The following is a 15,047-nucleotide window of genomic DNA, read 5'->3' as shown; positions in this document are numbered from 1 at the left end:
AAATGGCAAAAGTAAGAACAAGATTTGCACCTAGTCCAACTGGATATATGCATATCGGTAACTTAAGAACAGCATTATATGAATATTTAATTGCTAAACATGATCATGGAGATTTTATTTTAAGAATTGAAGATACAGACCAAGAAAGAGAAGTTGAAGGTGCTGTTGATATGATCTATAAAGTTATGGATCAAACAGGATTAGGTTATGATGAAGGACCTAATAAACCAGGAGAAGTTGGACCTTATGTTCAATCTGAAAGATTAGCTATTTATAAAGAATATGCTGATAAATTAGTTGAATTAGGAGGAGCTCATTATTGTTTCTGTGATGAAGAAACAATCAATAAAGCAAAAGAAGAATCTGATAATGAAGAATTAGGATATATTGATCCTTGTAAACATCTTTCTTTAGAAGAAGCAAAACAAAGAATTGCTAATGGTGAAAAATATGTTGTAAGACAAACAATTCCAAGTACTGGAATTACTTCTTTTGAAGATGAAGTTTATGGACATATTGAAGTAGAAAATGCAGGACTTGCTGAAGGTGTTTTATTAAAGAGTGATGGTTATCCTACATATAACTTTGCTAATATCGTAGATGATCATTTAATGCATATCACTCATGTTGTAAGAGGAAATGAATATTTATCTTCAACACCTAAATATAATTTAATTTATCAAGCATTTGGATGGGATGTGCCAACATATATCCATTGTCCACCTGTTATGAAAGATGAAAAACATAAATTATCTAAACGTAATGGAGATGCTTCTTATCAAGATTTAATTAATAAAGGTTTCTTAAATGAAGCAATCTTAAATTATATTGCTTTACTTGGATGGTCACCTGAAGGTGAACAAGAAATCTTCTCTTTAGATGAATTAATTGAAGCGTTTGATGTTAAACGTATTTCTAAATCTGGGGCTATTTTTGATATGAATAAATTAAAATGGATCAATAGCCAATATATTAAAAAATTAGATACAAAACAATTAACAGAATTGTGTTTACCATTTTTACAAGAAGCTTATGATTTAAGTGGTAAAAGTGAAGCATGGATTGAAAAATTAGTAGAAGTTCATAGAGATCATATTTCTTGTGGTGAAGAAATTGTTGAACAAGTTAAATTATTCTTTGAAGATGAAATTCATTTAGAAGAAGAAGCTATTGAATTCATGAAAGATGAAGCTATTCCAAATACTTTAGCTGTATTTAAATCTAAAGTTGCAGAATTAGCAGAAGAAGATTTTAAACAAGATCAAATTTTTGCTTGTATTAAAGCTACTCAAAAAGAAGCAAAAGCAAGAGGAAAAATGTTATATATGCCTTTACGTATTGCAACAACTGGTATTATGCATGGACCTGATTTAGCAGCTTCTATGGAATTATTAGGTAAAGAAAAAGTATTAGAAAGATTAGGATAAGAGATGCTCTTATCCTTTTTTTGTGATTTTTTTTCGGGATGATTAATTTGTGTTGCTTTTTTTTTGATGAAGGAATAATATATTGTCAAAAGTATGGTACTTTTCACAAAAAGGACATAATCAGATGGTATAATGGAGTAGAAAGAGGTGATAACAATGAAGAAAAAAATAATCGGTATTGTTTTAACATTCTTTATTGTTGTAAGTACTTTACTTACGGTTTTTGCCTTTAGAATAACACCAGTTACTTTAAAAAGAGATACGTTTGTGTATGAATATGGAACACCTATTTCTAATAATCCTGCAGATTATGTAAATGCTAATGAAAGTGTTATTAGTGAAGTTCAATTAAATTTTTCTAATTTAAAAAATGAAATTGGATTATATAAAGTATCTGCTTCTTATGCAGGTGAAGAATTTCCATTTTATATTAGAATAAAAGATACAACAAAACCAGTTTTTACTTTAAAACAAGTTGTTTTTAACGTAAATGTTAATGAAACAATTTCAGCATTAAATTTAATAGATAAAGTTGAAGATCAATCTGCTACAGTTGCTTACTTTTTAGAAGAAGATGGTAGTAAGAAAGAATCTTTAAAATTTAGTAAAAAAGGTTCTTATATTGTCAATATTGTAGTAGAAGATGCTGCAGGTAACCAAGCCTCTAAGTTAAGAGCTAAAATTGTTGTGGGAAGTTTAGGAAATCATCCAACTCTTGAAGGTATTGATGATGTTGAAATTGTACAGGGAACACATTTTGATATTATGGAAGGTGTAAGTGCCAGTGATGGTAATGGAAATGATATTACACATAGTATTAGAATTTTGAAAAATACAGTCAATACACAAGAAGTTGGTACATATGAAATTATTTATTCAATAACAAATAGTCAAGGAAATAATATTCAAAGAACTAGAAAAGTAGAAGTAATTAAAAATGAAAGTGAGAAGAAAAAATGAGTATAACTTTAGCAATCATTTTGATTTGTATAGCTATTTTTGTGATTATTAATCTTATAGATCATTCAGATGAAAAATCAGCTTTAGCTATTAAATATGGGGCATTTTATTTACCTAAAATAGAATATAAACAAGAATATTGGCGCTTTTTAACAGCTAATTTTGTACATGTTGATTTAGCACATATTTTTATGAACTGTTATGCGCTTTATTATTTAGGTGGGACTTTCTTTGAACCTTTTTTAGGAAGTTTTGAGTATATTTATTTAGTTGTCGTATCGGGAATTTTCTCTTATCTTGTGACTTATTTTGTGTCAAAAAAAGATGGGCGTTATCAAAATACAATTACTTTAGGGGCTAGTGGAATTGTATATGGCTTTTTTGGTGCTATTGTAACACTAGGAATTGTTTTTAAAGGTGTTTATTTATTGATTTTGAAAAATTTTATGGCTGTTATTGCAATTAATGTAGTTTTCACACTTGCTGATAGAAATGTTTCTAAGACAGGTCATTTAGGTGGTTTTGTAGGTGGAGTTATTGCAATGTTGGTACTTATTGGAAGTGGCTTATGCGTTTATTAATAGATGGAGATGCTTGTCCAAATCGTCAAGAAGTGATTGAATTGGCTTTACATTATGGAATAGAAGTTTTATTGTTTATTGATTTTGCTCATGTTATTGAAGATGAAAGAATTCAAATTATTATGTGTGAAGTTGGAAAAGATAGTGTTGATCAGATGATTCTTTCTTATTTGCAAGAAGGAGATTTGTTGATTAGTCAAGACTATGGACTTGCAAGTTTAGCTTTGCTTAAAAATGTAACGGTACTTCATGTTTCAGGAAAGAAAATTACAGAGGATAATATTAATAATTTGTTGACTTCTCGTTATTTAGGACATCTTTCTAGAAAGCAAAATAAACATGTAAAAGGTCCTAAAAAAAGAGATTATAAAACTTCACAATTCTTTTTAAGAGAATTAGAAAAGATATTGATTGAAAATAAAATAAATGAAGAAAAAGCAATACTAGAATAAACATCTAGCATTGCTTTGTTTTTATTTTCCAGAATCTCCATAGTTTTTAAGTACACGAGCACTTGGATCATCAACATCACAGTTTTCCCATTCTTTATTTGGCATCCAGAAATCTTTGATCCATTTTCCTTGTTGTGGGAAGAATGATTCAAAAATATCTCTGTACATTAATGATTCTTTAGTAAAAGGTGTACAATATGAATATTTATCTTTAGCGTTTAAAACATCTTCATCACTGTATTTATCTTCAGCTAATTCTTTTAAATAATCAACCATTGAATGACCAACAGCATCTGAAAAAGCAGCTTTTTCTCTAAATAAAATATCGTGTGGTAAATAATCAGTACCTTCAAAAGCATGTCTTAATAAATATTTACCTTTATTATAAACATTCATTTTTTTTGCAGGATCAATAGACATAGAATAATCAACAAAATCAAGATCTGCAAAAGGAACACGTCCTTCAAGAGCATGAGCAGAAATACAACGATCAGCTCTTAAAACATCATACATATAAAGCTCTTTAATTCTTTTACTTGCTTCTTCTTGGAAAGCTTTAGCGTTAGGCGCAAAGTCAGTATATTTATAACCAAATAATTCATCTGAAACTTCACCAGTCATAATAACTTTAATATCAGTATTTTGATGAATATATTTACATAAAATATACATAGCCATACTCGCACGAATTGTTGTAATATCAAAAGTTTCAAGATGATAAATGACTTCTTTTAAATGTTGATAGAGATCTTCCTTATTCATAATAACTTCTGTATGTTCTGTTCCTAAATAATCAGCAACTTGTTTTGCATATTTTAAATCAATTGGATCACTTTCCATACCGATAGCGAAAGTACGAATAGGTTTATCTGATAATTTTTGTCCAATGGCACATACTAAAGAAGAATCTAATCCACCACTTAATAAATAACCGATAGGTGCATCAGACATAAATCTTTTTTCTACCGCTTTTTCAAGTTTTGTTTTTAATTTTCCAGCAATTGTTTCTAAGTCATCATCAACGATTGTTTTAGGATCACTTAAATCATTATAACAAACAAATTGACCATCTAAATAATAATGTCCTGGTGGAAAAGGCATAATATCATCACATAAATCAAAAAGTGCCTTTGCTTCAGATGCAAAACAAATTTGATGTTCTTTTTTACTGTAACCATAAAACATAGGTCTAATTCCCATAGGGTCTCTTGCTGCCATTAATTGTTTTGTTTTGTTATCGTATAAAACAAGAGCAAATTCAGCATCTAAATATTTACATAAAATTTCAAGTCCATATTGTTCATATAATGGAATCAAAACTTCACAGTCACTTCCAGATTTAAAAGTATAGCTACTTTCAAGTTTTGTTTTTAATGCTGGATAGTTATATATTTCTCCATTACATACAAGTGTATAATCTTTATAAACAAAAGGTTGATTTCCATTTGTTGATAAATCCATAATTGATAAACGATTAAATCCCCATGTTATCCCATGATCAATTGAGACATGTTGATAATCAGGTCCACGATACGCTGCTTTATCTAAAGCTTTTTGGAAAACCTGTAATTCAAATTCTTCACTTCCAACGACTAAAAAACCACACATTTTAATATCCCCCTTATAATTAAAAAACGCACATAGTGTGCGAGTATCGTGTAACATATAAATCCAAAGATATACATGGTACGGAAAATACTTCTAAGAGTACTCGATACCCGCTAGTTGTAACATAACTAGAAACGTTCTAGCCTACTTGCATTGCTTTCGGTAGACAGCTCGAAGGTGTTCTTCATATTTTTGTTCACTGCTAGTCTTTCACCATCTACTAGCTCGCTGTTGTTTCGTAAAAATACTACTCTCCTTGTCTTTGCCTTTAACTTGCTTACAGTATATTATATGATTTATAAAAAATCAATAAGAAATAATTAATATGATAAAAAATAATCGATTTTATACAATTTTAAATGTGAATAACTTTTGAGACAAATTTGAGATAAAAAACATCAAAAAATCATGTATAATAGTAATGTCTCAAAATAGAATTAATAAAGGAGTTAGAAAAATGCCAAAAGATATCCATATGTTAGTAAGTATGATTAATATGAAATTAAGAGATGATGATATGCAATTATCTCATGTTCTTTCTATTTATGATTTAGATGAAACTGATTTTATGAAAAGACTAGTAGAAAACGACTATTATTATGATGAAAGCACGAATCAAATTAAAACAAAATAATTGTTTTATCAAAGAATAGTGATATAATTATGATACTTAGACGGAGGGAATTTAAATGTTAAAATTAGAAGATTTTAAAGCGGCTAAAAAAAGAGTTGATGAAGTGATTTTACCAACTCATTTAATACATAGTGATGCCTTTTCTGAAGAATGTGGAAATGATGTTTATATCAAACCTGAAAACTTACAAAAAACAGGAGCATTCAAAATTAGAGGTGCTTACAATAAAATTATGAAATTAGATGATGAAGCAAAGAAAAAGGGTTTAATTGCTTCTTCAGCTGGAAATCATGCACAAGGTGTTGCTTATGCAGCAAAAAAATTAGGGGTCAAAGCAACAATTTGTATGCCAGCACATACACCATTAATTAAAGTTGATGCTACAAAAGCACATGGAGCAGATGTTGTATTATATGGTGAAGCCTATGATGAAGCTTATGAAAAAGCTGTAGAATTACAAAAAAGCGAAGGATATACTTTTGTTCATCCTTTTGATGATGAAGATGTTATGGAAGGACAAGGAACAATCGCTTTAGAAATCATGGAAGAATTACCAGATGTTGATTATATTTTAGTACCAATTGGTGGTGGAGGATTAATTTCAGGTATTGCTTGTGCAGCAAAACAAATCAATCCATCTGTTAAAATCGTTGGTGTTGAACCAGAAGGTGCAGCGAGTGCTCTTGCTGCAGTAGAAGATGATCAACTTGTTAAATTAACTGAAGTAAGTACAATTGCTGATGGGACAGCAGTTAAACAAATTGGAGAAACTCCATTTGAATATATTAAAAAATATGTTGATGAAATTGTGACTGTAAGTGATTATGAACTTATGGAAGCTTTCTTATTACTTGTTGAAAAACATAAATTAATTGCTGAAGGATCAGGTATTTTATCACTTGCAGCTTTAAAGAAATTACATTGTAAACGTAAAAAAGTTGTTTCACTTATTTCAGGTGGAAATATGGATGTTATGACAATTTCTTCAATGATCAATAAGGGACTTATTTCAAGAGGAAGAATTTTAACATTCTCAGTACAATTACCAGATATTCCAGGACAATTAGAAATTGTTTCTCATTTACTTAATGAATGTAATGCAAATGTTATTGGAGTTGAACATAACCAATTTAAGAACTTTGCTCGTTTCTCTGAAGTAGAATTAAGAGTAACTTGTGAAACTAATGGTGAAGCTCATATTCAAGCTATTGTCGAAAAATTTAAAGAAAATGGCTATACTATTGAAAGAATTAACTAATTCTTTAAACCGCTTAATAAGCGGTTTTTTTGTGTATTAAAGCATGCTTAGGGATGCTTTTTTTATTTAGAAAGGATATAGAAGATGAAAATATATGTATATAAATGGATTTTAGGTCCATAGGCAATCGTAAGATTGTCTTTTTTTATGATTAAAATTAAATAAATGGAGGAATAGGAAAATGAAGAAAAGAAAAATATTTGATAAAGCAGTAAAATTATTTGCGGTAATCATGCTTGTTTTATCAATGTGCTTTTTACAAAAGTATACAAATAATGTAGAAGCATGGGATAATAGTACACCACATGAGTTTACGAGAATTAAAGAAATTAATTATCCTTGGTGGTGGTCATCTAAAATAGGAAGTACTAAAAGATGGTCAACTTATATGTGTAAATATGATGATAAATATGCTTATTGTTTAGAATCAAGTAAAAAATCACCATCTGTTGGTAAATATCCAGCACAGGTGATTGAAAATAATGAAGCTGTAAGAAAAATTCTTTATTATGGTTTTGGTGGTCCAGGATACAATCAAGCATCTAAAGAAATGTACGCAGCTGAATTAAAGGCTTGTGTACCAGATGATTTTGGTGATCAGTATGGTAATTTTGATGACGGGGCTTATTTGTTTACACATATTTGGCTTTCTTATGCATATGCAGGAGATTTAATGGGATTGAATTTAAAAGATTTTAATACAAAATGGCCAAATTCTGATGGTAATGGTGGCTATGGTGATAACATTTTATGGGGTTATCATTGGATTATGGATCAACCTGATATTGGATATGCTTATTTTAATCCAAGTCAAGATGGTGGTATGACAGCTTTTTTTAAAGCAGAGTTTGATAAAGAAAATAAACTTCAAAAAACAAATATTGTTAAATTAGAAGGAACAAGTCACGCTACAATTAATGTATCTTTACAAGATCATGTGACATTGCATAATGTAACAAAGGGGACCGAACAAACAGGTGGTGTAGCACATGTTAATGGTGGAGAAAGTTTTTATTTAACAGCACCTTGTAAAAATAGTCCTAAAAATTATAAATCAGGAAATATTGCTGGAAAAGGGTGTGAAATGTTTACAGCATTAGCTATTAAAGATGGTGCGGATGGAACACAAACAGAGGGTTCATGGAATTTAGATCCTGATGGAAATATTTTAAAATATGAAGTTGATTGGCTTGATTTTGGAGCATTACGTCTTTCTAAAGTTGATAATACATCTCAATTTCAAAAAAATTCAAAGTTTAGATTAATTTCAACATCTTATAGTGGGTATGATGAAACTTTTGAAGTAACAAAGGATGAAAATGGTGACTATGAATTATTAATTGATTATTTACCAGTAGGAACGTATTCACTTACTGAAATTGAATGTGATGATCATTATGCACCGGCTATTGCTAAATGGCAAGTTACAATTGTAAAAGATCAAACAACAAAGAAAATTGTTGTAAATACATTAAGACCAACAGGAACATTAAAGCTTCAAAAGAAGCTTGAAAATGCTCAACAAGGAGCTATAGATCTTGCAGATAAAGATATTACAAAAACAAAATATCAAATTGTAGCAGCGGATGATATTTTTGATACAGTATCTTTAAAAAAATTATATTCTAAAGGAGATAAAATTACTTTAGGAAGTGGAAAATGTATTATTGATACAAATGATGGTCAAACAATGACTTATTCAAATGGTGTTGACGTATCAAAAGGAACAATTAATGAAAAAGGAATTATGTCTATAGATGAAAATGGACAATTAGAGGTTACAGGAATTCCTTTAGGAAAATATCAAGTAGTAGAAGTTGAATGTCCAAGTGGTTATGTGCTAGATGATACACCGTATGAATTTTCTATTACGCAAAAAGATTACACTACAACTATTTATACAAAATCACATGAACAAACTAACCAAATAACAAAAACAATCTTTACTAAAACAGATGTTACAGGGGATCAAGAAGTTATTGGTGCCAAGATGTCTGTTACTAATCAAGAAGGGGCTCTTATAGATGAATGGGTTTCATCTGATAAAGCCCATGAAATAGATGGTTTAGAAAGTGGTAAAACGTATTATTTAAATGAAGATACTAGTCCGGCTGGTTATGTTAAAGCATCTAAGATTGAATTTAAAATCAATGAGGATGGAAAAATTCAAAAAGTGAATATGAAAGATAAAGTGATGACTGTTTCTAAAATATCTTTAGGTGGTGAAGAAATAGCAGGTGCTTTATTACAAGTTATAGATGAAAATGGAAATGTTTTAGAACAATGGTTTAGTGATGGAAAAGCACATCATGTAAGTGGTTTAGAAGAAGGAAAAACATATACTTTACATGAAGATTTAGCACCATTAGGTTTTACACTAACAAATGATATTACTTTTACTGTTTCTTATGAAAAAGAAAATCAAAAAGTGGAAATGGTAAATTCAATGGTAAAAGTTTATAAACAAAAAGAAGATGGTAGTTTATTGAAAGGTGCACAACTTACAGTTGCTTCTACAAAGACAAAAAATAGAGTTGATCAATGGATAACAGGACAACATCTTATTGATATCGATAATGATATGAAAAAGAAAATGTTAAAAAGAGAAATTTGTGAAGGTGAAAATGAAGATGGTGAGGAGTATCGCATTGTACCACAATTAAAATCTGATGATTATTTTTTGATGTTAAAAGATGATGAAGATGTAGCTTATTATTGTATAGATATTCAAGGAAATGAAACAGCTCATTTAGTTCAAGGTTTAAATAACGGAGAAAAATATATTCTTAGAGAAACTTTGACTCCTAAAGGTTATGCAACTTTTAAAGAACAAGTGTTTGAAATTGGTGATAAAGATATTGTTTTAAAAGTAGTAGATGAAGATATTAAAGTGGATATTTCTAAAAAAGATATTACAAACAAAAAAGAATTAGCAGGAGCTCATTTACAAGTAAAAAATGAAAAGGGTGAAATTGTTGATTCTTGGATTTCTACTAGTCAAGAACATCGTATAAGTCATTTGGAAGTAGGAAAAAAATATATATTAGAGGAAACTCTTGCACCAAATGGTTATGAAAAAAGTGAAAAAGTTGAATTTGTTATTAAAAATACAGGACAAGTACAAAAGGTAATTATGTATGATCAACCGATTATTCAAGTAGTTAAGACTGGTGATCATACAAACATGAATGGTTATTTTATTTTAGGTATTTTAAGTGGTATTTGTCTTTATTTATGTAAAAAAAGGGATATAAGATCCCCTAAATAATTTCATCAATGAGACCGTATTCTAAGGCTTCTATAGGATCTAGATAGTAGTCACGATCACAGTCGTGAGTAATTTTTTCTAAAGATTGTTTAGAATTTTCACTTAAAATAAGGAAAAGCTTTTTCTTTTGTTTGCAGATTCTTTTAGCGTTAATTTCAATATCACTTGCTTGTCCTTCTAAAGAAGCAAGTGGTTGATGAATCATAATTTCGCTATTTTTTAAGGCACACCTTTTTCCATGAGTACCTGCACTTAAAAGAATAGAAGCCATACTAGCGGCCATGCCACAACAAATTGTACTGACATCACATGAAACAAAATTCATTGTATCAAAAATAGCAAGTCCTGCAGAAACACTACCTCCAGGAGAGTTGATATACATGTAAATATCGCTTTTATTATCTTGCGCTTCTAGATAAAGCAATTGGCCAATAATTGAACTAGCCATGGCATCGTCAATTGTTCCTGTTAGAAGAATAATTCTTTCTTCTAACAGTTTAGAATAAATATCATAAGCATATTGATGATTTTTATCTTTTTCTATAACGGTTGGTATTAGATGCATAAAATAACCTCCATATGTAATTATAGAAAGGTATTTAAGAAAATATTCTTAGGTTATTTAATTTGTAAAAATTAATAAAATTTTTTTAAAAAAAGGTCAAAAAAAGTGTAAGCGCTAACGATACGATAGAATGGGAATTATTAGAAAAATAAAGGAAAAATTAATGCATCTTATACAAGAAATCAACGTTGTAATAGTTGCTTTTGTGAAGTTTTTGACTTATAATAATGGCATAAAAGCTATTTACAAGGAGGAATATTAATAAAATGGCAGTAAAAGTAGCAATTAACGGATTTGGACGTATCGGACGTCTAGCATTCAGACAAATGTTTAATGCAGAAGGATATGAAGTTGTAGCAATCAACGATTTAACTAATCCTAAAATGTTAGCACACTTATTAAAATATGATTCAGCACAAGGTAAATATGCATTAGCTGATACAGTAGAAGCTGGTGAAGATTCAATCACAGTTGATGGAAAAGAAATCAAAATCTACGCTAAAGCTAACGCAGCTGAATTACCATGGGGAGAAATCGGTGTAGACGTAGTATTAGAATGTACTGGATTCTATGTATCTAAAGCTAAATCTCAAGCTCATATCGATGCTGGAGCTAAAAAAGTTGTTATCTCAGCACCTGCTGGAAATGACTTACCAACAATCGTATTCGGTGTAAACGAAGGTACTTTAAAAGCTTCTGACACTATCATCTCAGCAGCTTCATGTACAACTAACTGTTTAGCACCAATGGCTAACGCTTTAAATAAATTAGCACCAATCAAATCTGGTATCATGTTAACAGTTCATGCTTACACTGGAGACCAAATGGTATTAGACGGACCTCATAGAAAAGGTGACTTAAGAAGAGCTCGTGCAGCTGCAGTTAACATCGTTCCTAACTCAACAGGTGCTGCAAAAGCAATCGGATTAGTAATCCCAGAATTAAATGGTAAATTAATTGGTTCTGCACAACGTGTACCAGTTCCAACTGGATCTACAACTATCTTAACTTCAGTTGTTGAAGGTGAAGTTACAGTTGAAGAAGTAAATGCAGCTATGAAAGCAGCAACTACTCCATCATTCGGATATACTGAAGAACCATTAGTATCTTCTGATATCGTAGGAATCACTTACGGATCATTATTCGATGCAACTCAAACTATGGTTAAACCATTAGACAACGGAACTACTGAAGTTCAAACAGTTGCTTGGTATGACAACGAAAACTCATATACTTCTAACATGGTTAGAACTATTAAATATTTTGCTGAATTAGCTTAATCTAGCGAAAAATTTGCTAAATAAAAAAGGGTTTCAAGATAGAAGAAGCCCTTTTTTGTTCTTTGATTCGTAAATCAATTTTGATTTACGAATTTTTTCTTTTATAGAGAATATTTTGTAAAACGATAAAAAAACAACAATTCTAATGTATAATTAGATAAATACTATTCTTATTGAATGTTAATAAGATAAGTGTATTGTTTAAAATATAAAAGAAGTAAAAGATATGTGACAAAGAAAATTTAAAGAGATTGTTATTAAATTTATGTAAATAGAGTATTTTATTAAATTATTTTACAATAAGTATTGACTGTGGAGCCACTCCATAGTGTTCAATGATGTTGAAAGGAGGAAAGGCAATATGAAAACAAATGAATTAGAAAAAGAAATAGGCCTTTCAAAGTATACAATTCGATATTATGAAAAGGAGGGGCTTATTCAACCTAAGAGGGAAGAAAATGGTTATCGTGATTATGATGATGAAACAGTTCAAAAGTTGAAAATTATTAAATTTTTGAGAAATCTTCAAATTTCTGTTGATGATATCAAAGCAATATTGGAAGGTGAATTAGATTTTAGGCATTGTTTAAAAATTAATCAAGTGAATATGCAAAAACAAATAGAAAGTATGAATGAAATCAAAGATACAATAGATGATTATTATGATAAAGATCTACCTTTAATAGAAGAATTAAGTGAAATTAAAAAAAATAATAATAAAATGGGATTAGGTTTTCAAAAAACTACATCAACAGTTTCATTAGGAAGAAAACTTACACCAGAACTTGCAAGAAGACAATTAATTATTACTTTTATAGGAGCTATTGTAGTTGCTGTGTCATTTGCTAGAATGCCTTATGATTTAGGTAATATGAGAATTTTAGTGGGTGTATTATTTTTTATAGGCACATTTATGTTAATGATAGCATTTTCTTTCAAACAAACATCAGCAATGATGTTAGATAATACGCTTAATCAATCTGTAGAGTTTTTAAGTGATGGGATTTACTATTATCAATTTCATGGACCAATGAGTAATTTTAAATATTTCTTTGCAATTGTTTTTAATAAAAAGCATCAATTTATGCATAAATGTTTATATGAAGATATTGAAAAGCTTGAAGTGATTGCTAAGAAAAATTATATGAGTATAGGAAGTCCATTGGCTTATGAAGCTTATGTTTCTGATTTTAAATTCACATTTAAAGATGGACAAACATTCTATTTCTATTGGCCAATGATTTTAAATGATGATGCAAGATATATTGCGACAATTGTAGAAAAGAAAGTAGAACATATTGATGATCCATATAATATTCTTTATGCAATGAAACAAGGTATAAATCTTAATGATTATTTAATAGGTAAAGTATAATAAAAGCATAAAAGAGTCAATTTTGTTAGAATTGACTCTTTATGTTTTTATAAAAGAATTAAATAAGAGAGTTTATAAAGATTTGCTGGAATGTTATTTATTAATTTAAAATATGAGAAATTTTAAATTATATAATATAAACGAAAATAGATATAAATAATTTTTTAGAATTCTTATAAATGATTTATCTAATTTTCCTTAAAACATTTATACCAATAATAATAATCCCCACTAAAAAACTATGACTGTTATCATTAAAAAATAATGATCTAATAATTAAAATAAATGCAATAATATAAAATAAATAGTAGAGAAAATTTGATATATCTAACTTTTTCATTTTAAAATTCCTTTCTTTATTTATACTTAGTATTTATTTAAGAGCACTCTTACAACAAATAATAATATAGTTTTTGTGATGTGTAAAGAGAAAATTGACATAAAAGAAGATAACTCTTAAAATAATACTAAAATAGAAAGGATGATAACATTGGAAAAGAAGATACAAGATCATTTGAATATCATAAAGAAAACAATAGGGGATACGAGATATATTTTGGATGATGCTAAACCAGCTGTAGGAATAAAAAAAGTTCTTTATAGATGGTTAATATTATTTGTAGTAAGTAATTTAATATTATTTATATATATGAAAGCATCTTTATATTTAGATTTTTTTGGGAAGAAATCATATTATCAAATTTTTAGATTATCTAATATTATCTTATTTTGCATACCGATTATGTTTTATTTATTTTATGTTTATAGAATGGACATGACTGTAAAAGAAAAAGATTTTTTGAAGGGATTTATGATTTTTCCATTACTTATTTCATTTTTTAAGATGTTGAATTCAATTTCGTATTATTTAGATATAAATACTATGGTATCATTGTATGATACAATTCCATTTGATTTATTTGTTGCATTTATTGCGATTTATCAATTGTATAGATATTTTGATGATAAAAAATATAAATATGTAGCATATTTAGCACTTATATTTGTTATAATGTTTACATTAATAAAATATATAGCCATTAAAATGATCACATTGAATACAGTCATTATAAATATGAATAATTTATTAGATATTATGAATACATATTCATTCTTTTTAATGATTTTATTTGGATTGGTTGTTTTATTTATAAAGGAAGAAACATATGAATAAAAATATTCTTGAAACATCAAAAATTTTTGAATCTAAAATCAGATTACAAATGATAGCAAGTTTAAGTGTAAGTGATTTAACATTCAATCAATTGAAAAAAGTATGTCAATGTACAAATGGAAATATGACAACACATACAACAAAATTAATAGAAAGTGGTTTTGTAGAAAAGAAAAAGGAATTTATAAATGATAAACCACAAACAACGTACCATTTGACAAAAAAAGGAAGAGAAGAGTTTAAAGAATTTGTGGAAATATTAAAAGAAATGATAGAATAGAAAGAAATAGGAAGAAATAATAAAAAATCTTCCTTTTTTAATGTCTAAAATACTATATAAAAAACAAATTATTAAAAAAGTCCAAAAAACATTTGATAAAAAAACATCGATATAAAGGGATAAAAACGATGAAACAGAGAAAAAAGGAAAAAAAGATAGAGAAAAAGCTTTACAAAAGAAAGAAG

13 protein-coding genes are annotated in these 15,047 nt (G+C 28.5%); 11 read left to right on the top strand and 2 right to left on the bottom strand.

What is annotated here, in order from left to right; all coding sequences use genetic code 11:
* Nucleotides 1-2 precede the first annotated feature (2 nt).
* From gltX to ACLVEP_RS06570, 4 genes are all read left to right on the top strand, one after another.
* Nucleotides 3-1,427 (top strand): glutamate--tRNA ligase, encoded by a 1,425-nt coding sequence (gene gltX, locus ACLVEP_RS06585; protein WP_412583726.1) that lies wholly within the window; start codon nucleotides 3-5, stop codon nucleotides 1,425-1,427.
* 156 nt (nucleotides 1,428-1,583) lie between these two features.
* Entirely contained in the window at nucleotides 1,584-2,387 is an 804-nt protein-coding gene (locus tag ACLVEP_RS06580; RefSeq protein ID WP_412583724.1) for an immunoglobulin-like domain-containing protein, read from the top strand.
* Nucleotides 2,384-2,968 (top strand): rhomboid family intramembrane serine protease, encoded by a 585-nt coding sequence (locus tag ACLVEP_RS06575; RefSeq protein ID WP_412583723.1) that lies wholly within the window; start codon nucleotides 2,384-2,386, stop codon nucleotides 2,966-2,968. Before ACLVEP_RS06580 ends, ACLVEP_RS06575 begins: the two co-directional genes overlap by 4 nt.
* Nucleotides 2,956-3,420 carry a DUF188 domain-containing protein gene (locus tag ACLVEP_RS06570; RefSeq protein ID WP_412583721.1) on the top strand — a complete coding sequence of 155 codons (465 nt, stop codon included), beginning with the start codon at nucleotides 2,956-2,958 and terminating at the stop codon, nucleotides 3,418-3,420. Before ACLVEP_RS06575 ends, ACLVEP_RS06570 begins: the two co-directional genes overlap by 13 nt.
* Before the next feature lie 21 nt (nucleotides 3,421-3,441).
* Here the strand turns inward: ACLVEP_RS06570 and asnB are convergent, their stop codons facing one another.
* Nucleotides 3,442-5,028 carry an asparagine synthase B gene (gene asnB, locus ACLVEP_RS06565; protein ID WP_117346336.1) on the bottom strand — a complete coding sequence of 529 codons (1,587 nt, stop codon included), beginning with the start codon at nucleotides 5,026-5,028 and terminating at the stop codon, nucleotides 3,442-3,444.
* 457 nt (nucleotides 5,029-5,485) lie between these two features.
* On the opposite strand from asnB, the gene ACLVEP_RS06560 reads away from it, so the two are divergent.
* The 3 genes from ACLVEP_RS06560 to ACLVEP_RS06550 all read left to right on the top strand — a co-directional run bounded on the left by ACLVEP_RS06560 (nucleotide 5,486) and on the right by ACLVEP_RS06550 (nucleotide 10,188).
* A complete protein-coding gene (locus ACLVEP_RS06560; protein WP_412583719.1) occupies nucleotides 5,486-5,662 on the top strand; it encodes a DUF4250 domain-containing protein in 177 nt (58 codons plus the stop codon).
* A 55-nt stretch (nucleotides 5,663-5,717) separates the two neighbouring features.
* Nucleotides 5,718-6,920, top strand: coding sequence for a threonine ammonia-lyase (gene ilvA / locus ACLVEP_RS06555; protein WP_412583717.1), 1,203 nt, complete (start codon nucleotides 5,718-5,720; stop codon nucleotides 6,918-6,920).
* 181 nt (nucleotides 6,921-7,101) lie between these two features.
* The gene (locus ACLVEP_RS06550) at nucleotides 7,102-10,188 is read left to right on the top strand and encodes a SpaA isopeptide-forming pilin-related protein (RefSeq protein WP_412583716.1); all 3,087 of its coding nucleotides are present in this window, start codon (nucleotides 7,102-7,104) and stop codon (nucleotides 10,186-10,188) included.
* On the opposite strand, the gene ACLVEP_RS06545 is transcribed toward ACLVEP_RS06550, so the two are convergent.
* Nucleotides 10,181-10,753 carry an ATP-dependent Clp protease proteolytic subunit gene (locus tag ACLVEP_RS06545; protein ID WP_412583714.1) on the bottom strand — a complete coding sequence of 191 codons (573 nt, stop codon included), beginning with the start codon at nucleotides 10,751-10,753 and terminating at the stop codon, nucleotides 10,181-10,183. The two genes, ACLVEP_RS06550 and ACLVEP_RS06545, sit on opposite strands and share 8 nt — an antisense overlap.
* 266 nt (nucleotides 10,754-11,019) lie before the next feature.
* On the opposite strand from ACLVEP_RS06545, the gene gap reads away from it, so the two are divergent.
* The 4 genes from gap (at nucleotide 11,020) to ACLVEP_RS06525 (ending at nucleotide 14,862) form a co-directional block, all read left to right on the top strand.
* Nucleotides 11,020-12,033, top strand: a complete 1,014-nt coding sequence (gene gap / locus ACLVEP_RS06540) for a type I glyceraldehyde-3-phosphate dehydrogenase (protein ID WP_412583712.1) — start codon at nucleotides 11,020-11,022, stop codon at nucleotides 12,031-12,033.
* A 361-nt stretch (nucleotides 12,034-12,394) separates the two neighbouring features.
* Nucleotides 12,395-13,408 carry a MerR family transcriptional regulator gene (locus ACLVEP_RS06535; RefSeq protein WP_412583710.1) on the top strand — a complete coding sequence of 338 codons (1,014 nt, stop codon included), beginning with the start codon at nucleotides 12,395-12,397 and terminating at the stop codon, nucleotides 13,406-13,408.
* Nucleotides 13,409-13,898: 490 nt separating this feature from the next.
* Nucleotides 13,899-14,582, top strand: a complete 684-nt coding sequence (locus tag ACLVEP_RS06530; protein WP_412583708.1) for a hypothetical protein — start codon at nucleotides 13,899-13,901, stop codon at nucleotides 14,580-14,582.
* Nucleotides 14,575-14,862 (top strand): transcriptional regulator, encoded by a 288-nt coding sequence (locus ACLVEP_RS06525; RefSeq protein WP_412583707.1) that lies wholly within the window; start codon nucleotides 14,575-14,577, stop codon nucleotides 14,860-14,862. The genes ACLVEP_RS06530 and ACLVEP_RS06525 overlap by 8 nt, the downstream gene beginning before the upstream one ends.
* The last annotated feature ends 185 nt before the right edge of the window (nucleotides 14,863-15,047 follow it).

The organism is Faecalibacillus sp. (genome assembly GCF_047023275.1).
In the GTDB taxonomy this organism is placed as follows: Bacteria; Bacillota_I; Bacilli_A; order Erysipelotrichales; family Coprobacillaceae; genus Faecalibacillus.
Note: the sequence above shows the minus strand (reverse complement) of the source record. Positions and strands in the feature narration are given on the sequence as shown.

Bases quoted from the DNA above. Each gene is read 5' to 3' on its own strand.
- ACLVEP_RS06535 (WP_412583710.1), top strand. From the start codon at position 12,395: ATGAAAACAAATGAATTAGAAAAAGAAATAGGCCTTTCAAAGTATACA.
- ACLVEP_RS06560 (WP_412583719.1), top strand. From the start codon at position 5,486: ATGCCAAAAGATATCCATATGTTAGTAAGTATGATTAATATGAAATTA.
- ACLVEP_RS06580 (WP_412583724.1), top strand. From the start codon at position 1,584: ATGAAGAAAAAAATAATCGGTATTGTTTTAACATTCTTTATTGTTGTA.
- asnB (WP_117346336.1), bottom strand. From the start codon at position 5,028: ATGTGTGGTTTTTTAGTCGTTGGAAGTGAAGAATTTGAATTACAGGTT.
- ACLVEP_RS06570 (WP_412583721.1), top strand. From the start codon at position 2,956: ATGCGTTTATTAATAGATGGAGATGCTTGTCCAAATCGTCAAGAAGTG.
- ACLVEP_RS06575 (WP_412583723.1), top strand. From the start codon at position 2,384: ATGAGTATAACTTTAGCAATCATTTTGATTTGTATAGCTATTTTTGTG.
- ACLVEP_RS06545 (WP_412583714.1), bottom strand. From the start codon at position 10,753: ATGCATCTAATACCAACCGTTATAGAAAAAGATAAAAATCATCAATAT.
- ACLVEP_RS06550 (WP_412583716.1), top strand. From the start codon at position 7,102: ATGAAGAAAAGAAAAATATTTGATAAAGCAGTAAAATTATTTGCGGTA.
- gltX (WP_412583726.1), top strand. From the start codon at position 3: ATGGCAAAAGTAAGAACAAGATTTGCACCTAGTCCAACTGGATATATG.
- ilvA (WP_412583717.1), top strand. From the start codon at position 5,718: ATGTTAAAATTAGAAGATTTTAAAGCGGCTAAAAAAAGAGTTGATGAA.
- ACLVEP_RS06525 (WP_412583707.1), top strand. From the start codon at position 14,575: ATGAATAAAAATATTCTTGAAACATCAAAAATTTTTGAATCTAAAATC.
- gap (WP_412583712.1), top strand. From the start codon at position 11,020: ATGGCAGTAAAAGTAGCAATTAACGGATTTGGACGTATCGGACGTCTA.